This window comes from Microbacterium maritypicum, assembly GCF_008868125.1.
Lineage (GTDB): Bacteria > Actinomycetota > Actinomycetes > Actinomycetales > Microbacteriaceae > Microbacterium > Microbacterium maritypicum.
Genome location: NZ_WAAQ01000001.1, coordinates 142,211 through 159,559, shown reverse-complemented (window position 1 = coordinate 159,559; position 17,349 = coordinate 142,211). Strand labels below are relative to the sequence as shown.

15 protein-coding genes are annotated in these 17,349 nt (G+C 69.2%); 6 read left to right on the top strand and 9 right to left on the bottom strand.

The window, feature by feature from the left end:
• The first annotated feature begins 34 nt into the window (after positions 1-34).
• Positions 35-937 (top strand): serine protein kinase RIO, encoded by a 903-nt coding sequence (locus F6W70_RS00785; protein ID WP_151485657.1) that lies wholly within the window; start codon positions 35-37, stop codon positions 935-937.
• On the opposite strand, the gene speB is transcribed toward F6W70_RS00785, so the two are convergent.
• The 4 genes from speB to F6W70_RS00765 are packed head-to-tail and all read right to left on the bottom strand — an operon-like array spanning position 931 to position 6,549.
• Positions 931-1,887: an agmatinase gene (gene speB / locus F6W70_RS00780; RefSeq protein ID WP_017829665.1), complete on the bottom strand. Its 957-nt coding sequence runs from the start codon at positions 1,885-1,887 to the stop codon at positions 931-933. The two genes, F6W70_RS00785 and speB, sit on opposite strands and share 7 nt — an antisense overlap.
• Positions 1,888-1,935: 48 nt before the next feature.
• The gene (locus F6W70_RS00775) at positions 1,936-3,537 is read right to left on the bottom strand and encodes a thiamine pyrophosphate-binding protein (RefSeq protein ID WP_151485656.1); all 1,602 of its coding nucleotides are present in this window, start codon (positions 3,535-3,537) and stop codon (positions 1,936-1,938) included.
• Positions 3,538-3,547: 10 nt separating this feature from the next.
• Positions 3,548-5,215, bottom strand: coding sequence for an amidohydrolase (locus F6W70_RS00770; protein WP_055874882.1), 1,668 nt, complete (start codon positions 5,213-5,215; stop codon positions 3,548-3,550).
• A complete protein-coding gene (locus F6W70_RS00765) occupies positions 5,212-6,549 on the bottom strand; it encodes an MFS transporter (RefSeq protein ID WP_055874885.1) in 1,338 nt (445 codons plus the stop codon). Before F6W70_RS00765 ends, F6W70_RS00770 begins: the two co-directional genes overlap by 4 nt.
• A 222-nt stretch (positions 6,550-6,771) precedes the next feature.
• Here F6W70_RS00765 and F6W70_RS00760 point away from each other — a divergent pair, with 222 nt between their 5' ends.
• Positions 6,772-7,668: an Lrp/AsnC family transcriptional regulator gene (locus F6W70_RS00760; RefSeq protein WP_017829669.1), complete on the top strand. Its 897-nt coding sequence runs from the start codon at positions 6,772-6,774 to the stop codon at positions 7,666-7,668.
• Between the two features lie 3 nt (positions 7,669-7,671).
• On the opposite strand, the gene F6W70_RS00755 is transcribed toward F6W70_RS00760, so the two are convergent.
• From F6W70_RS00755 to F6W70_RS00740, 4 genes are read right to left on the bottom strand one after another with little or no spacing between them, the layout of a single operon-like run.
• Positions 7,672-8,655 (bottom strand): serine hydrolase domain-containing protein, encoded by a 984-nt coding sequence (locus tag F6W70_RS00755; RefSeq protein ID WP_151485655.1) that lies wholly within the window; start codon positions 8,653-8,655, stop codon positions 7,672-7,674.
• A gap of 13 nt (positions 8,656-8,668) precedes the next feature.
• The gene (locus F6W70_RS00750) at positions 8,669-9,586 is read right to left on the bottom strand and encodes a carbohydrate ABC transporter permease (RefSeq protein WP_151485654.1); all 918 of its coding nucleotides are present in this window, start codon (positions 9,584-9,586) and stop codon (positions 8,669-8,671) included.
• Positions 9,586-10,560 (bottom strand): carbohydrate ABC transporter permease, encoded by a 975-nt coding sequence (locus tag F6W70_RS00745; RefSeq protein WP_055866355.1) that lies wholly within the window; start codon positions 10,558-10,560, stop codon positions 9,586-9,588. Before F6W70_RS00745 ends, F6W70_RS00750 begins: the two co-directional genes overlap by 1 nt.
• Positions 10,561-10,615: 55 nt before the next feature.
• Positions 10,616-11,899, bottom strand: coding sequence for an ABC transporter substrate-binding protein (locus F6W70_RS00740; protein WP_055866357.1), 1,284 nt, complete (start codon positions 11,897-11,899; stop codon positions 10,616-10,618).
• Between the two features lie 237 nt (positions 11,900-12,136).
• On the opposite strand from F6W70_RS00740, the gene F6W70_RS00735 reads away from it, so the two are divergent.
• The 3 genes from F6W70_RS00735 (at position 12,137) to F6W70_RS00725 (ending at position 15,669) form a co-directional block, all read left to right on the top strand.
• The gene (locus tag F6W70_RS00735; RefSeq protein WP_051056561.1) at positions 12,137-13,003 is read left to right on the top strand and encodes a MurR/RpiR family transcriptional regulator; all 867 of its coding nucleotides are present in this window, start codon (positions 12,137-12,139) and stop codon (positions 13,001-13,003) included.
• 2 nt (positions 13,004-13,005) lie between these two features.
• Entirely contained in the window at positions 13,006-14,181 is a 1,176-nt protein-coding gene (locus F6W70_RS00730) for an exo-beta-N-acetylmuramidase NamZ family protein (protein WP_151485653.1), read from the top strand.
• Positions 14,182-14,262: 81 nt separating this feature from the next.
• On the top strand, positions 14,263-15,669 hold the full coding sequence (locus F6W70_RS00725; RefSeq protein WP_164743723.1) for an MFS transporter: 1,407 nt from the start codon (positions 14,263-14,265) through the stop codon (positions 15,667-15,669).
• Between the two features lie 50 nt (positions 15,670-15,719).
• Here F6W70_RS00725 and F6W70_RS17915 read toward each other — a convergent pair whose 3' ends face one another.
• A complete protein-coding gene (locus tag F6W70_RS17915; RefSeq protein WP_318278765.1) occupies positions 15,720-16,370 on the bottom strand; it encodes a MarR family winged helix-turn-helix transcriptional regulator in 651 nt (216 codons plus the stop codon).
• 119 nt (positions 16,371-16,489) lie between these two features.
• On the opposite strand from F6W70_RS17915, the gene F6W70_RS00715 reads away from it, so the two are divergent.
• On the top strand, positions 16,490-17,260 hold the full coding sequence (locus F6W70_RS00715) for a winged helix DNA-binding protein (protein ID WP_151485652.1): 771 nt from the start codon (positions 16,490-16,492) through the stop codon (positions 17,258-17,260).
• Positions 17,261-17,349: the final 89 nt, after the last annotated feature.

Below are 17,349 nucleotides of genomic sequence, written 5' to 3'. Positions count from 1 at the left end.
TCCTGGTGTGGCCTCCTGCTCCCGGAGCCACATCTTGTCTGATCCCTTCGCTTCCTCGGAAGCCGCGTCCTTCGACGCACCCTCGTTCGACACACCCTCGTTCGACGCCGCCGCATTCGATTCCCTCGAAACCGAGCTCGCCTTCGCCGACGTCGACCCCGGCGAGGGCCAGCGCTGGTCCACGTGGCCGGCGATCACCCCGTCCGAGCGCGGCCCCGAGCCGTGGCCGGCATGGGTGGTGACCTCGGCCGGCGCACTCGACACCGAGCGCGGAATCCTCAAGACCGGCAAGGAGGCCGACGTGTTCCTGCTCGAACGCGGCGTGCCGGGCGACCCGAGCCGGCACACCCTCCTCGCAGCGAAGCGCTATCGCAGCACGGAGCATCGCAGCTTCCACCGGTCATCCGTCTACACAGAGGGGCGCAGCATCCGGAACACCCGCGACGCGCGCGCCCTCGTCAAGAAGTCGGACCACGGCCGGGAGGTGGCCGCCGCGCAGTGGTCGTTCGCCGAGTTCGAGGCGCTGTGCCGGATGTGGGAGCTCGGGGCCCCGGTGCCGTATCCCGTGCAGGTCAACGGCACCGAGGTGCTGATGGAGTTCCTCGGCGACGCCGACGGCACGGCCGCACCCCGCCTCGCCCAGACCCGCGGCGACCGCACCGAGCTGCAGGGGTTCTACGCGCAGGTCGTCGACCTGATGCGCATCTTCGCGGCGGCGGGGTTCGCCCACGGCGACCTCTCGGCCTACAACCTGCTCGTGCACGAGGGGCGGGTGCGCGTGATCGACCTGCCGCAGATCGTCGACATCATCGCGAACCCGCAGGGGCTCGATCTGCTGCATCGCGACTGCGTGAACATCTGCGACTGGTTCACCCGCCGCCGTGTCGAATGCGACGCCGAGGAGCTGTTCGCCGAGCTCCTCGCCGCGCTTTACTGAGAGTCAGACCCCACGCGGGCTGCCAGCAGGCACACGAGCTCGTAGACCACGTGGCTCGCGGCGATGCCGGTCATCTGCGCGTGGTCGTAGGCGGGCGAGACCTCGACCACATCCGCGCCGACGATGTTCTGCGAGGACAGGGCGCGCAGGATGCGCAGCAGTTCGCGGCTGGTCAGCCCGCCCGCTTCGGGTGTGCCGGTGCCGGGCGCGTGGGCGGGGTCGAGCACGTCGATGTCGATCGACACGTACAGCGGCTTGTCGCCGATGCGCTGCAGGATGCGGGCGATACCGGCCTCGACGCCGTGCTCCTCGATGTACTCGCTCGACACGATGGAGAAGCCGAGGCGCTCGTCGTCTTCGAGATCCTGCTTCGAGTACAGGGGTCCGCGGGTGCCGACGTGGCAGCTCGCGGTGAGGTCGATCAGCCCCTCCTCGCTCGCGCGACGGAAGGGTGTGCCGTGCGTGATGGGCGCCCCGAAGTAGGTGTCCCACGTGTCGAGGTGGGCGTCGAAGTGCAGCACAGCGACCGGGCCGTGCTTCGCGGCGACAGCCCGCAGCAGCGGCAGCGCGACGGTGTGGTCGCCACCGATCGTGACGATGCGCTGCACCTGCTCGCCGAGGGCCAGTGCCGCGCGCTCGACCTCGCTCACGGCCTCGGTGAGGTCGAACGGGTTGACCGGGATGTCACCGGCATCCACCACCTGCGCGATCGCGAACGGCGACACGTCCTGCGCAGGGTTGTACGGGCGCAGCAGTCGCGACGACTCGCGCACATGCGACGGACCGAACCGCGTGCCCGGCCGGTAGCTCACGCCGGAGTCGAAGGGGATGCCGACGACGGCGATGTCGGCGCGCGGCACGTCTTCGATCCGCGGCAGGCGCGCGAAGGTGGCGATGCCGGAGTAGCGGGGGTTCACGGACGCGTCGATGGGGCCCACGTTCTCGGTCATTGCTCGTTCCTGTTCGTCGGGGTGAGGGAGAGTTCCAGCGGCTGGAGGTCAGAGGGCGTTCTGCGGGAGGTGCACCAGCTGCACTCCCCCGTCGGCGATCGCGGCGCGGATGCTGGAGGCGATGTCATCGCGGTTCTCCACCCGCCGCCCGGTCGCGCCGAAGGCCGTGGCGAGGGCCGCCCAGTCGGGCTGCACCAGGTCGACGCCGATCGGGGTCATCCCCCTGTCGAGCTCGTTCTGCCGGATCTCGGCGTAGCCGCCGTTGTCGACGCACACGATCGTGAGGTCGAGACGCTGCTCGATCGCCGTGACCAGCTCGTTCACGCAGAACATCAGCGCGCCGTCGCCGATCACGGTCACGACCGGATGCTCGGTCTGCGCGACCCGTGCGCCGATCGCCGCGGGCAGGCCGTAGCCGAGGGTCGCGTAGGTGGGGGTGTAGAGCAGGGAGTGCGGATGCGCCGACGCCAGCACGCTGCCCAGCGCCATGTAGACGATCTGGGACGAGTCGCCGGCGACGATCGCGTCGTCGGGCAGGGCGTCGGCGATGATCTCGGCCAGCGCGACCGTCTCGGGGGCGGTCTCCCGCATCTCGGCGGCGATCGCGGCGCGTTCTGCGGTCAGCTCACGCGGCGGGCGGGTCTCTGCGGGGAGGAGCGCGAGCAGCGCTTCCAGAACCGCGGCCGCGTCGCCGGCGATCCCGACCGTCGCTGCGAGGTTCTTGTCGCGCTGCGCCGGCGAGATGTCGATGCGGATCACGGATCCTCGCGCCTCGAGTCGCGGTGCCCAGAGCTCGGCCTCACCGAGCTTCGAGCCGACCACGAGCAGCACGTCCGCGTCCTCTGCGACCGTGCGCGCCGCGGCGAGACGCAGGTTCGAGCCGAGCGCGAGCGGATGCCGCTCATCCACCACGCCCTTGCCGTTCAGGGTCGTCAGCACCGGCGCGCCGAGGCGCTCGGCGACGACCGTGACCTCGTGCGCGGCATCCACCGCTCCGCCACCCGCCACGATCACCGGGGTCTTCGCTCCGGCCAACAGGCGTGCGGCCTCGGCCAGCGCCTGCGGATCGCCGGAGATCCGCGCGGGGACCGGACGCGGCCGCCGCGCCTCGGCGGGAACCCCGGCCGGCGCCTCCAGCACGTCGAGGGGGATCTCGATGTGCACGGGACGAGGGCGACCGGTGCGGAACAGGGCGAACGCATCGTGCACGGCATCGACCGCCTCGGCGGCGCTGGTCACGCGGCGCGACCACTCGGCGATCGCGCCGACCATGGCCGTGGCATCCTTCGTCTCGTGCAGCGTGCCCACGTCGGCGAACTCCGCGCCGAGCGGCACACCGGGCGAGAGGACGATGAGCGGTCGCGACTCGCAGAACGCCGTGCCGATCGCGCTCATCGCGTTCTGCAGACCGGGGCCTGAGGTCGTGATGACGACGCCGGGGAGACCCGTCTGCTGCGCCCAGCCGTCGGCACCGTAGCCGGATCCCTGCTCGTGGCGGTTCGTCACCGCGCGGATGCCGAGGTCGGCGAGCGGCCGGTAGAGCTCGAGGTTGTGGGTGCCGGGAATGCCGAAGATCGCGGTCACGCCGTAGGCGCGGATCGTCTCCAGCACCGCGCGGCCGGCGGTGTCGGTGTACTGCTCGGAGTTCATCGGATCATCCTCACACCCGGTGACGGCGAACGCCGTCGACCCAGGTCTCGCGCACCGTGATCGCCGAGATCTCCTCGGCGGGAACAGCCAGCGGGTCGCCGGAGAGCACCGCGAAGTCGGCGTACTTGCCGACCTCGAGCGAGCCCAGGTCGTCTTCGCGCCCGATCGACACGGCGCCCTCGATCGTGTGGGCGCGCAGGGCTGCGAGCGCGGAGACGCGCAGATCGTCGGGGCCGAGCTTGTGCCCGCGGCGGGTGACGCGGGTGACGGCGGTCTGGATGGCCTCGAGCGGGATGGGCTCGGCGACCGGCGCGTCGGAGGAGATCGTGAAGGGCACGCCCGCACGCTCGAACTCGCCCAGCGGGTTGAAGCGCTCGCCCGGAGTGCCGATGGCCTCCTCGACGCCCTCGCCCCAGTTGAAGTAGTGCTGGGTCTGGTTGACCGGGCGGATGCCCGAGGCGGCCATCCGCCCGATCTGCTCGGGGGTCGGCAGCCCGCAGTGCTCGATGCGGTGCCGGGCGTCCGCATCCGGATGCTCGGCGAGCGCGGCCTCGATCGCCGACACGACCATCTCGATCGCGGTGGGCGACTGCGCGTGCGTGGCGGTCTGGAGACCGGCGGCGTGCGCCTTGCGGATGAGGCCGGCGTACTCCGCGGGCTCGTGGTACAGCTGGCCGGTGCGGCACGGGTCGCCCACGTAGCCGTCGGGGAAGTACGCGGTCCAGCCGCCGAGCGTGCCGTCGGCGTAGAACTTGATGCCCGCGAAGCTCAGGTGGGCGTTGCCGAACTGGCCGACGAGTCCCATCTCGAGGGCCTCGTCGAGCAGGTGCGAGAGCAGGTACATCGACACGCGCAGTTCCAGGCGTCCGGCCTCGGCCAGGCGCAGGTACATGTCGAACTCCCGACGCGTGACCTGGGCGTCGCCGATCGAGGTGACCCCGCCTGCGAGGAAGCGCTGCGTCGCCGCATCCAGCTGGCGCAGGTGCTCCTCCGGCTCATCGGCCAAGTGGAAGTTCGGACCGTGGTGACCGATCTTCACGCCGTGCACACCCGTGAGGATGTTGCACGCGGCATCCGAGAGCTCTCCGGTCAGCTCGCCCTCCGCGTCGCGGAAGAACTCGCCGCCGTCGGGGTTCGGGGTGTCCCGATCGACGCCGTTGACGGTGAGGGTGTGCGAGTTCACGACGCCGCCGTGACCCGACGCGTTCATGAGGTACACCTCGCGATCGGCCGCGACCTCGTCGAGCTCGAAACGGGTGGGGTGCCGCTTCTCGGCGAGGTTGCGCTGTTCGTAGCCGTAGCCGCGCACGGGGCGCCCCTCAGGGAGGGCGGCGGCCGCCGCCTTCAGCAGGGCCACGATCTCGGGGATGCTCCCGGCCTTCTCCGGCCCGCAGTCGACCCAGCTCATCATCTGCCCGAACATGAGCGGATGCGCATGGGCGTCGACGAAGCCCGGGACGACGACGGCGTCGCCGAGGTCGATGCGCTCCGGAGAGAGCCCACCCCGTTCGGCCGCCGCCTCGCACTCGGCGGGGGTGCCGATCGCGAGGATCCGCCCACGGTCGGTCAGCATCGCCGTGGCCGTCGTAGCGGCGGCATCCGCCGTGTGGATCGTGTGCGCGGTCAGAAGGACGGGTGCCGTCTGGGCCGAGCGGTCGAAGGGGGTGAGCTTTCTCATGGCAGCCTGTTCGCGGTCGTGTCGGTGCGGGCGGTGAAGGAGGCGGTGACGGGGGCCTCGTCGGAGTGCTGCGGTGCGAGGCGCGTGCAGATGCCGGCGATGACGGCCATGCCGATGAACATCGCGATCACCGACCAGATGCTTCCGGTCCAGGCGATGAGCTGCGTCGCGAACCAGGGCGAGAAGCCGGCCCAGACCGCCGCGCCGACGCCGTAGGACAGCGCGATCGAGGTGTAGCGGGCCTGCGGGCGGAACATCTGCGAGAGCAGAGCAGCGATCGGCGCGTACGTCGCGCTCATCGCGATGCGCACCAGCGAGGCGAACAGGAAGATGAGCGGTTCCACGCGCCCCGGCAGGATCAGCAGGAACGGCACGAAGGTCAGCACCGAGGTGATCAGACCGATGTACATGACGTTCTTGCGGCCCCACTTGTCGCCCAGCCAGGCGACGGGGAGGGTCACCACGAACTCCACGAAGGAGGCGATCGTCATGGCGTCCAGGATCACCTGCTCGCTGATGGCGACCGTGTCACCGGTGGCGTACGCCGTGGCGAAGGTGGTGGCCAGGTAGTAGCCGCCGGTCGAGATGGGCAGGATGCCGATGCCGAGGAGGATCGGACGCCAGTTGGTGCGCAGCGCGAAGGCCAACGGCATCGACTGCTTGCGCCCCTCGACCTTCGCCTCGAAGACAGGGGTCTCCTCGACGCGGTAACGCACCCAGAAGCCGACGCCGACCAGCACGATCGACAGCAGGAACGGGATGCGCCAGCCGCCGTTGATGATGAAGTCGTCGCCCATGCGGGTCATGATCGCGAAGATGCCAGAGGCGAGCAGCGCGCCGGCCGGGTTGCCGAGCTGCGTGAAGCCGCCGTAGAAGGTCTTGGACTTCTCGGGGGCGTGCTCGACGCTCATGAGCACCGCACCGCCCCACTCGCCGCCGACGGCGAGCCCCTGCACCGCACGGAGCAGGATCAGCAGGATCGGGGCGAGGATGCCGATGTTCTCGTAGGTCGGCAGGCAGCCGACGAGAACCGTGGCCGCGCCCATCATCACCAGCGTGATGACCAGCGACGTGCGCCGACCGAGCTTGTCGCCGATGTGGCCGAAGATGATGCCACCCAGCGGGCGGACGAGGAAGGCGACGGCGAAGGTCGCGAAGGCCGCTGCGGTCTCGGCCAGCCGGTCGCCGCTCGGGAAGAACAGCGGACCGAAGACGAGCGCCGCGGCGGTCGCGTAGACGTAGAAGTCGTACCACTCGATGGTGGTACCGACGAAGGCGGCGATGCCGGCGCGTCGCGCCCGGCTGTGGGTGCCGCTGGTGGGGGTAGTGGTCATGGGGTGCCCGCTCCTTTGCGGAAGATGTCGGATAGCGAAGGATGCTACGGACGTGCGGCCCGGCCAGCAAGCACAGAACTCCAGTGATAACGCGGATTCACTGAATATATGATCGCGCATTCGTGCAATGCGCGCCTACCCGGTCGCTGAGAAGGCTCCTACACTGGCTTTACGCACCACGAAGCGTGCGATCGCGGGAAACTGACCGAATCGAGCGGAACCATGGATTTCGACGCCGAACTCATCCGTGCGCTGCAGGAAGACGGTCGCGCCAGCATCCTCTCGCTGGCACAGCGACTCGGGCAGTCTCGGGCCGCCGTCGCCGCGCGGCTGCGCACGATGCTCGCCGACCGCACGGTGCGGGTCGTCGCCGCCGTCGACCCGGTCTTTCTCGGTCAGCACGTGCTCGCCCACGTCTCCATCCGCACCGACGGCTCGGTCGAGCTCGTAGCAGAGCACCTGCGCGACATGAGCGAGACCGTGCTGGTGTCGGCCGTCGGCGGGGCGCACGACGTGGTCACCGAGGTGCGCGTGGGCTCGATGTCGGAGCTGCACGACCTGCTGGCCCTGATCCGTGCGATCGACGGCGTGCTCGACATCAGCACGATCATCTACTCGACCGTGATCAAGGGCTTCTTCGTCTCGGAGTACCACGGCGGTGTCACCCTCGACACGATCGATGAGGCGCTGATCGAACAGCTGCAGGCCGACGGACGCAAGAGCTTCCGCGCGCTCGGCGAGGAGGTGCGCCTGTCGCCCTCGGCCGTCGCGACCAGGGTGCAGCGGCTGATCGACGCCGGGGTGATCAAGATCAGCGCGGTCGAGGCGCGCGGGCTCGCCCACCGGCAGCTGTCGATGGGGGTGGGCATGACGCTCGGCGACGACGACGAGGCCGTGATCGACGAACTGCGAAGGGGGCGCGGTGTGGACTTCGCCGCCCGCACGCTCGGCCGGTTCGACGCCGTGGCCACGCTGGTCGAGCCCTCGGCGGGGGCGCTGTACGCCAGCCTCGAGCGGCTGCGCGCGCTGCCGGGGGTGACGCGCATCGAGGCCTGGCTGCACCTCGCCGTGCTGAAGGAGGACTACGCGCGCACGCTGCGTCCACTGCGCACGGACTGAGGTTCAGGACGCGAGCGGTGCGAGGAAGGCGCGACGGACGGCGGCGATGTCGGCGTCTTCACGCGATGGATGCACGCGGTTGACGAGCAGCACACCGAAGCCGCCGGAACCGGTGTGGACGGCGAAGCATGTGCCCGTGAATCCGGTATGCCCCACCGCGTCGATGCCGGACATCCACGACTCGTCCCGTACCCGCAACCCGATCGCCTGGCCGTAACCGGCATCGGCACGCACGGTCGGCACGCGGAGTGCGCGCGTGGAGTCCGTGGACAGCACGCGCTCCCGCGGCCCCTGCCCGTCCTCACGGATCATCCGCGCCAATGCGGCGACGTCGTGCACCGACCCGAACAGCCCGGCGTGACCCGCCGGGCGTTCGAGCGCGTGCGCCAGCTCGTCATGCACGTCTCCGCGCACCGGACCGCGGTGCGGCTGATCCTCCGTCGCCACGGCCTCGCGCGGATCGGGCGACGATGTCAGCGACCCCGCGCCGATGGCCGTCGCCACCTCCGCCCACAGCTCGGCGAGGGGTCTCCCCTCTACGCGCTCCAGGTACTCCCCTGCGGCGATGAACCCGACGTCGGAGTAGAGGTGACCACCACCGGGTTCATATCCGAGCGGTCGCTGCAGCACCCGCGCGCGCAACTCATCGCCGCGGATCCCGTCCCGCCACTCGCGTCCCTCGGCCGGCAGCCCTGAGCTGTGCGTGAGGAGGTGGCGGAGGGTGATGCGTCCAGCGCCCTCACCCGAACCGGCATCCAGGACCGGCGCGACGGGCGCGTCGGGGTCGACCCTGCCCTGGTCGACGAGCCGCAGTGCGGCGACTGCGGTGAAGACCTTCGTGAGCGACGCGAGATCGAACAGGTGCCGCTCGTTCAGAGGCGTCCGATCGTCGTGGGCCGCGGTGCCGAGGATCAGCAGCTCGTCGACTCCCCGCCCCGGCGTCGTGCGCAGGGAGGCCCACGCCGACCCCGGCGCCCCGTTCACCACGGCCGCTCTCCCGTCACTTGCTCATGCCGGAGGTGAGTCCGTTGATGATCTGCTTGGTCGCAAGCAGGAACAGCACGATGAGCGGGATCGTCGCGATCGTGAGCCCGGCGAACAGCTGCGGCCAGTCGGTGGAGTACTCGCCGAAGAAGCGGGTGAGTCCGACGGGAAGGGTGTACGAGTCCCGGTCGCGCAGCAGGATCAGCGGGTAGAAGAAGTCGTTCCACACCGGCACGAAGCGGAAGACGATCACGGTCGCGAGCGCCGGACGCACGAGCGGCAGCAGGATCTGCACGAAGGTGCGGAACGGACCGGCGCCGTCGATGCGCGCCGCCTCTTCGAGTTCGATCGGCAACGCGCGGAAGAAGACCGTCAGCACGAACGTCGTGAACGGAATGCCGAGGGCTCCGTAGACGAGGATCAGGCTGAACACGTTGCTCGTCATCTTGAGCGAGTCGAGCAGGTAGAACAGCGGCAGGATCGCCAGGTGCACCGGCAGCATGAGCCCGGACAGGAAGACCGCCTCGATGCCACGGAAGAACTTCGCCCGAGCCCTCGCGAACGCGTACGCGGCGAGCACCGAGACGACGGTCGTGACGATGACCGAGCCGACGGTGACGGTGATCGAGTTGAGGAAGTAGGTGTCGAACGACGCGGTGATCCACGCGCTCTGGAAGCTCGTGAACGTCGGCGGGACCGGGAGTCCGAGCGGCTCGGTCGCGATCTGCTGCTGTGTGCGCAACGAGTTGTTGACCATCAGCAGCAGCGGGCCGATGGCGACGAGCGCGTAGCCCCAGAGGAACACGTTCGCGAACAACCGCCCGATGAACGGGGCATCGGCGGTACGGCTGGAGCGGCGGCGTGAGGCGGAGGAACGACCGGAGACGATCGCTTCGGTGGTGGGCTCCGGACGGGTGTCGAGGGCAGTGCTCATCAGAACAGCTTTCGTTCAGCGCGACGCATCGTCGAGGTGATCACGACCGAGATCACCATGATGAAGATGAACAGGACGGTCGCGAGCGCGGAGGAGACGCCGATCGAGTTCGGGTTCCCCGATTCGAAGGCGGTCCGGTAGAAGAGGAGCATCATGACGTCGGTCGACCCGGCGGGCGCCCCGTTCGAGCCGGCGAGCGCGAATGGAATGGCCATCGCCTCCATGCTGCCGATGAAGGTGAGCACCGTGATGATGCCGATCGTGGGCGTGAGCATGGGCAGCGTGATGTAGCGGAAACGCTTCGCCGCGGTCGCCCCGTCGAGCGAGGCGGCCTCTTCGATCTCCTCCGGGATCCCGCCGAGGGCGGCGCCGTACAGCAGGATCGGGAAGCCGATCCACTGCCAGGCGCTCACGAGCACGATCACCCAGATCGCGAGCTGCGGGTCGCCGAGCCAGGGAAGGGCGAGGCTCTCGAGGCCCACACCGCGGAGGATCGCATTCACCGGGCCGAACAGCGGCGAGAGCATGAGCGACCACAGGTAGCCGATGACCATGGGGCTCACCAGGTAGGGCAGCGCGAAGATCGTCTGGAAGAAGCGCTTGGTGCGCTTGCGGCGGTGCAGCAGGGTGGCGATACCGAGGCCGAGCGAGTTCTGGAAGACCAGCGCACCCGCGAACAGCAGCAGGTTGTGCCCGAAGGCGTTCCACAGCTCGGAGGCGTAGGGCTCCTTCGTGAGGAGGGTGATGTAGTTCGCGACCCCTGCGAAACCGCCCTGCTTCGTGCCCTGCCAGTCGAAGAACGAATAGCTGAGCGCAGCGAGCATCGGATAGAGGATGAGCACGGCGAACAGCACGGCGGCCGGCAGCACGAACAGGGTGGCCGTCGGGGTGGACAGGGCGATGCCTGCGCGTGTGCGTCGCTTCGTGCCCTCGCGCTTCGCGGGGTCGCGCCGGACGGGGATGGTCAGTGCCATGGTGTGTCTTTCACTCCGCGAGGGGGCGCCGGATCGACGCCCCCTCGTGTTCGGATCAGGAACCAGGGGTGAACCAGGTGGAGACCCCGGACTGCAGGTCGGCACCGAGCTGCTCCGGCGTCTTGTCGCCGAGGAACATCGCCTGGATGTCCGGGCCCAGGACCGCGGTTCCGGTCGGGTCGCCGTAGCGGAAGTCGACGAGCAGCAGGTACGGCGCCGGGTTGGCGGTGTACTGCTCGTTCATCTCCTGCATGAGCGGGTCGGAGTACTTCACTCCGGGGAGGGCGGAGAACTGGTCCACCTCATCGGCGACGAGCTGACCGAATTCCGAGGTCGTCATCCAGTTCAGCAGCTCTGCCGCCGCCTCCTGGTTCTCGCTGGAGGCGTTGATGCCGAAGCTGCCGTCGGCGTAGCCCGGGGTGACCGCATGGTCCAGAGCGCTGCCGGGGGCCGGGGGCACCTCGTACACGCCCCATTCCGTGTCGGGCGCGGAGTTCTGGAACGTCGGCAGATCGAACGATCCACCGGGCCACTGGGCCGCCTGCCCCGAGGTGAACTGCAGCACGGCGTCGGCGACGGCGATCGCGTTGACGTTCTTGTCGAGGTACTTCTGCATGTCCTTGACGATCTGCAGCGACGACACGTACGTCGGGTCGGTGAAGTCGATGTCGCCGGCGAGCACCTTCTCCTCGAACTCGGATCCGCCGTAGTTCGCCGAGCCCATGATGTCGTGGAACATCGGCAGCACCCAGTCCTCGCGGGCACCGAGTGCCATCGGGGTCACGCCCTCTTTCAGCAAGGTCTCCTGCAGGTCGATGAACTCGTCCCAGTCGGTGGGCTCCTCGAGACCCATCTCGTCGAACATGGTCTTGTTGTAGAACATCTGCATCGTCTGGTACGCGAACGGGACCCCATAGGTCTTCCCGTCGTCCTTGCCCTGAGCTGCCCGCAGCACGGTCGGATCGAACTGATCGAGTCCGTCGACGATGTCGTCGATCGGCACGATCTGCTCCGACTGGATCGCCGGCTGGATGCCGCCGTACGCGCGGAGCATGGCGATGTCCGGCCCATCGCTCCCCTCGAGACCGGTCGCCAGGATCTGGTTGTACTCGGTCGGCTGGAAGCCTTCGAACTGGATCGTGACCCCGGGGTGGGACTCTTCGTACTTGTCGAAGACGGCCTCCCACTTGGGCGAGGAGGAAGCCTGCCACGACCAGATCGTGAGCGTGACATCGCTCTCGGCTTCACCGCTGGACGCGGCGGGGGCACAGCCCGCGACAGCGAGCCCAGCGACGAGAATGCCTGCTGTGGATGCGAGGCGGACGGGGCGGTTTCGCATGATGTTCCTCTCGGACGGTGGCAGCTGCCTGGCACGTCGTGGGCTGCCGTTACTTCGGGGGGAACGCCCTTCGAAGTGCCCTCGGTGCTGAGGACACGTCGCGTGACGTCGATGTCATGCGGCACTCCCGTGGTTGTGGGAGATGCCGACATGCCCACTTTGGGCAATCTCTTACAGAAATGCAAGCAAATCTGAAAATTTCTTCCGAAGTGGGTTTCGGCCTGACATCATGGGCACGTGCCGAACAGTGTCGTGACAGCCATCCATCAGCGTCTCTCCGAGTTGACCCCGACCGAGCGCCGTATCGCCGAGTACGTCCTCGCCGAGCCCCAGGCCGTCGTGGAGAGCTCCATCACCCGGTTGGCCGAGGAGTGCGAGGTCTCCGTCGCCAGCGTCGCCCGCTTCACCCGCAGCGTCGGCTTCGGCGGCTACCCGGACATGCGATTGGCGCTCGCGACCGAGCTCAGCCGCAGCGCCTCCGACCAGGAGAGGTTCCAGGTTTCTGCGGGCGATGTCAGCCGCTACGACGACGTCGCGACGACCGTGCGCAAGATCGCCTTCGCGGAGGCCGCCGCGATCGAACGCACCGCCCGCCAGATCGATCTCGACGAGCTCGAACGCTGCGTGGCCGAGGTCCGAGACGCGCGACGCATCGACATCTACGGTGCCGCCTCCAGCGGACTCGCCGCCCAGGATCTGGAGCAGAAGCTGCACCGCGCAGGACTCGTCGCCCAGGCCCGCACCGACCACCATCTCGCGCTGACGGGCGCCGCGCTGCTGGATGGGCGGGATGTGGCGATCGCCATCTCCCATTCCGGACGCACGCTCGAGATCGTGCAGGCGGCGCAGGTCGCGGGCAGAGCCGGGGCGACCACGATCGCCATCACGAACAACCCGAAGTCGCCTCTGGCCAGAGCGTGCGACCTGGTGCTCGTCACCGCGGTGTCGGAATCGACGTTCCGCTCCGGCGCGATGGCGAGCCGCATCGCGCAGCTCGCGATCCTCGACTTCCTCTACACCCGCATCGCGCAGGCCGACTACGACACCATCTCGGCGAACCTGCAGCGCACCCTCGACGCCGTCACCACTCACAGAATCGACTGACCATGCACCTCGGTATCGACCGGCTCCTCCGGCACGACCTGCCCCCGCGCCTGCTGACCACGCTGCGCACCGCGCGGATCGGGATGCTCACCAACGACCTGGCGCTGACGTCGCAGCTCACGCGTGGGCGGGCCGCGCTCGTGGCGGAGGGGTGGTCGCTGAACCTGCTCTTCGGCCCGGAACACGGGATGGACGGACGGGCGAAAGAGGGAGCGCTCATCGACGACGTGCGAGACCGCGTCACGGGCGTTCCCGTGCGCAGCCTGTACGGCCCCTCCGTGCGCCCCTCCGCGGAAGACCTCGCCGACCTCGACGTCGTCCTGGTGGATCTCCCGGATGTCGGCGCACGCTTCTACACCTACATCTGGACCATGAGCCACATGCTCGAAGCCTGCGCGCATGCGGGGGTCGCCGTCATCGTGCTCGACCGCCCCAATCCGCTCGGCGGTCTCCTCGAACAGGCAGAGGGTCCGATGCTCGACGAGGCGGCGCAATCGCTGGTCGGGCGCTGGTCGATGCCGATCCGTCACGGACTCACCATCGGAGAACTCGCTCGGCACTGGGTGCGCACCCGCGGCATCGATGTCGAGCTCGACGTCGTCGAGCTCGACGGCTGGCGACGCGGGGACACCGCGATCGGTCGCGAAGAGCTCCGCTGGATGCCGCCGTCACCGAACCTGCCGAGCGCGGCGACAGCCCTGCTCTACCCCGGGACGTGCCTCGCCGAGGGCGTGAACGTCTCCGAAGGGCGCAGCACCGCGGTGCCGTTCCGTGTGATCGGGGCACCCTTCATCGACGCCGAGGACTATGCGCAGGCGGTGGTCGACCTCGATCTCCCCGGGGTGACCGCCTCCCCCTACGGATTCACCCCCCTCGTGCGCGACCATGCCGGCGCGCAGTGCGAGGGTGTGATCCTGCACGTGACCGATGCCGCGGCCCTGCGGCCGGTGCACACCGGGGTGCGCCTCCTGTCACTCCTGGCGGAGATGTACCCGGAGTCCCTCGCCGAGCGGTCGCTGATCCCGATGCCGGGAGAGTCGAACTGGTCGCCGCTGGAGAAGCTCTTCGGCGTGCGCGGCGCATTCCGCCAGATCGCCGACGGGAGCTGGAACGACCCGGCGACACTCGCGGTACCGAACTGGCCCGCGGCCGTCGAGGCGGATCTGCTCTACGCCTGAGCATCGCTGCGGCTCCGATCTCTGCCCCCTGGCGCGGCGCGCCGTCACCGGGCGTTCACCGTGGCCCGCCAGACTTCCCCCATGAGCGAACCCGAACCTCGCCAGGGCGTTCCCGAGCCCGTGGCGACCGCGAACAGCGGCGCCGTGGCCGTCGTCGGCCTGGATCTGCGCGGCGACACACCCGCGCCGAAGAAGCAGGTGTACTCCTGGGCGCTGTGGGACTGGGCGACGCAGCCCTTCAACACCGTCATCCTGACGTTCGTGTTCACGGCGCTGTATCTCGTCGGCGAGGGCTTCCTGCCACCAGAGGTCGCGTCGCTCGATGTGGACGACCCGGTCCGACTCGCCGCCGAGGCGGATCTCGCGGCCGGTCTCGGCCTCGGGTCGACGATCGCTGCCTTCGGCATCCTGCTGCTGGCCCCCGTGCTGGGTCAGCGCGCGGACGCCGCCGGGCGCCAGAAGCTGTGGCTCGGAATCGGCACCGGCGCACTGGTCATGTGCATGCTGGGCCTGTGGTTCGTCGAACCCACGCCGAGCCTGTTCTGGCTGGGAGTCGCCCTGATCTCGGCCGCGACGGTGTTCCAGGAGATCGCGGCGGTGAACTCCAACGCGATGCTCATCGGCATCGCGAACCCGAAGAACGTCGGTCGCATCTCGGGCCTCGGCTGGGGCTTCGGCTACCTCGGCGGCATCATCGCCCTCGTGATCGTGGTCGTGCTGGACACCTTCGACTGGTTCGGCATGTCGACCGACAACGGCCTGGCCTACCGGCTGATCGCGGTCGGATGCGCGGTTTGGGCGATCATCTTCAGCATCCCGATCTTCCTCAACGTGCCGGAACCCTCACTCGGACGCCCCGAGCGCAGAGTCGGATTCTTCGCCTCGTACCCGCTGCTGGTGAAGGACGTCGCCGGTCTGTACCGCGACCCGGAGACCCGGCCCACCTTCTGGTATCTGCTGGCGAGCGCCGTGTTCCGCGACGGCCTCGGTGGCGTGTTCGCCTTCGGTGCGATCATCGGCACAGCAGTGTTCAAGTTCGAGACGCAGGAGATCATCATCTTCGGCATCGCCGCGAACCTGATCGCGGGGGTCTCGACGATCGCCGCCGGACGACTCGACGACTACCTGGGGCCGAAGCGGATCATCCTCGCCTCGATCGGGTCGATGATCGTCGCCGGCCTCGCGGTCTTCTTCCTGAGGGACGCGGGCGCCATCGTGTTCTGGATCGGCGGACTCATCCTCTGCGCGTTCGTCGGCCCCGCGCAGGCGGCGGCACGGTCGTTCCTGGCCAGGGTCACCCCGGCCGGCCGCGAGGGCGAGATCTTCGGCCTGTACGCCACGACCGGTCGGGCCGCGAGCTGGATGGCCTCCGGCGCCTGGACCCTGTTGATCGTGCTGACGGCCCAGACCGCGTTCGGCATCCTGGGCATCGTGATCGTCCTGATCGCCGGTTTCCTGCTCCTGCTCCCGGTGAAGGCGCCGCGCTGATCCGAGCCCGGCCGCCGGGCGCGGGATGAGGGCATGACCGGGGTCGCGGGTCAGCGCTGCCAGTTGTCGGCGAGCTTGTTCAGCAGCCGGGCGAGCTCGACGCGCTCCTCTTCCGTGAAGGAGGTGAGCGCCGTCGCCAGCATCTCGCGACGTTCGCCGCGCATGCCCCTGGCGAGGCGACGCCCCTCGTCCGTCAGCGCGATACGCGTGCGCCTCGCGTCATCGGGGTCGGCCTCGCGGCGCACGTAACCGCGTTCGACGCCCTGCTGCACGAGCCGTGACGCGCGGGGCTGATCGACCCCGATCGCGGCGCCGAGGTCGCTCACGCTCAGCGGCGCTGATGCCGCGGCCAGCGCCTCCAGCATCCGCATGCGGGCGGGGCCGCCGAGGCGACCCGAGGGGTCGGCCATCCACGGCGGCATCACGGGGTGACCGCGATGGTGCTCGAAGTGGTCGCGAGGATCTTCCCCCGGCGCGACGCCGTGGGGCCCTCCGTGCCATCCGCGCGGTCCGCCATGACCACGGCCGCCCTGGCCCCGCTCGCCCGCGCCCCTCTCCCCCGGTCGGCGTCCCCGCAGACGGGACAGCGCCTGCGCGATGGCCTCGGCGGAGTCCGGCTGTGCGGAATCCGGTTGTGCGGAATCCCGCTGGGCCGCGTCCGGTGCGGCGTCGTTCGCGGCATCGTTCGATTCGGTGGTCACGGATCGATTTTACATGCGACTTGACATGCATTGCGAGTCCATGTCACACTACATGTACATGCACTGTGACATACACATGCACGCTGACAACAAAGTCACCCCGACACGAAGGACTTCCCATGAACACCCCTGAATCACAGAACCCCGAAAACACCTCCCGCCCCTTCGGCTACTGGCTGAAGGCCGCCGACCGCCTCATGGCGGCCGAGTTCGCCACCGCGTTCGACAGCGAGCACGCGAGTCGCCGCGACTGGCGCCTGCTCAACATCGTCGACGGCACCGTCGCATCCGACCGCCCGCTGAACGGCCACAAGCTGCATCGACTCGTCGAGCGCGGCTGGGTCTCCCCCGACGGAGAGGGCTGGACGCTCACCGACGACGGCCGCGCGGCGAAGGAACGCCTCGGCACCCTCGTCGACGAGATCCGCACCACGGTCACCGAGGCCGTGTCCCCCGAGGACATGGCCACCACGCTGGCCTCACTCGAGAAGATCGCCCGTGCGTTCGGCTGGGACGAGGAGACCCCTCTCCCCCGCGCACGTCGGCACGGCTTCGGCGGCCCCCGCCACGGTCGCGGCTTTCCCCGCGGCTTCGGACGCCCGTTCGGCCGAGGCTTCGGCCGCGGCCCCGAGCGCGAGGCCGAGCACGGCTTCGGACACGACCGTGAGCCCGGCTTCGGCCCCGGACACGGCTTCGGCCCGCACACGGACGCCGAGAACGGATGCCGCCACGGCGAGCCCGGCGCCGGTCACCGCGGTCACGGCCGCGGACACGGACACGGACACGGCGGACACGGACACGGACACGGCGCGCACCGTGCAGAGCGGATCGCTCAGCACGCGTTCGAGCGTGGTTTCGACGCGGGATTCACCCGCGGCCGCGACGCCTGACATCCGCACCACCCTCGAAACGCCTCTCCCGACATCCGGGTGGGGCGTTTCGTGTATCGAGCGACCGCCCGGCCGAGATGGAGGCCCAG

Excerpts from the sequence above, each read along its gene's own strand:
- F6W70_RS00765 (WP_055874885.1), bottom strand. The coding sequence starts at position 6,549 with ATGACCACTACCCCCACCAGCGGCACCCACAGCCGGGCGCGACGCGCC.
- F6W70_RS00750 (WP_151485654.1), bottom strand. The coding sequence starts at position 9,586 with ATGAGCACTGCCCTCGACACCCGTCCGGAGCCCACCACCGAAGCGATC.
- F6W70_RS00745 (WP_055866355.1), bottom strand. The coding sequence starts at position 10,560 with ATGGCACTGACCATCCCCGTCCGGCGCGACCCCGCGAAGCGCGAGGGC.
- F6W70_RS00725 (WP_164743723.1), top strand. The coding sequence starts at position 14,263 with ATGAGCGAACCCGAACCTCGCCAGGGCGTTCCCGAGCCCGTGGCGACC.
- speB (WP_017829665.1), bottom strand. The coding sequence starts at position 1,887 with ATGACCGAGAACGTGGGCCCCATCGACGCGTCCGTGAACCCCCGCTAC.
- F6W70_RS00740 (WP_055866357.1), bottom strand. The coding sequence starts at position 11,899 with ATGCGAAACCGCCCCGTCCGCCTCGCATCCACAGCAGGCATTCTCGTC.
- F6W70_RS00760 (WP_017829669.1), top strand. The coding sequence starts at position 6,772 with ATGGATTTCGACGCCGAACTCATCCGTGCGCTGCAGGAAGACGGTCGC.
- F6W70_RS00770 (WP_055874882.1), bottom strand. The coding sequence starts at position 5,215 with ATGAGAAAGCTCACCCCCTTCGACCGCTCGGCCCAGACGGCACCCGTC.
- F6W70_RS00775 (WP_151485656.1), bottom strand. The coding sequence starts at position 3,537 with ATGAACTCCGAGCAGTACACCGACACCGCCGGCCGCGCGGTGCTGGAG.
- F6W70_RS00730 (WP_151485653.1), top strand. The coding sequence starts at position 13,006 with ATGCACCTCGGTATCGACCGGCTCCTCCGGCACGACCTGCCCCCGCGC.
- F6W70_RS00715 (WP_151485652.1), top strand. The coding sequence starts at position 16,490 with ATGAACACCCCTGAATCACAGAACCCCGAAAACACCTCCCGCCCCTTC.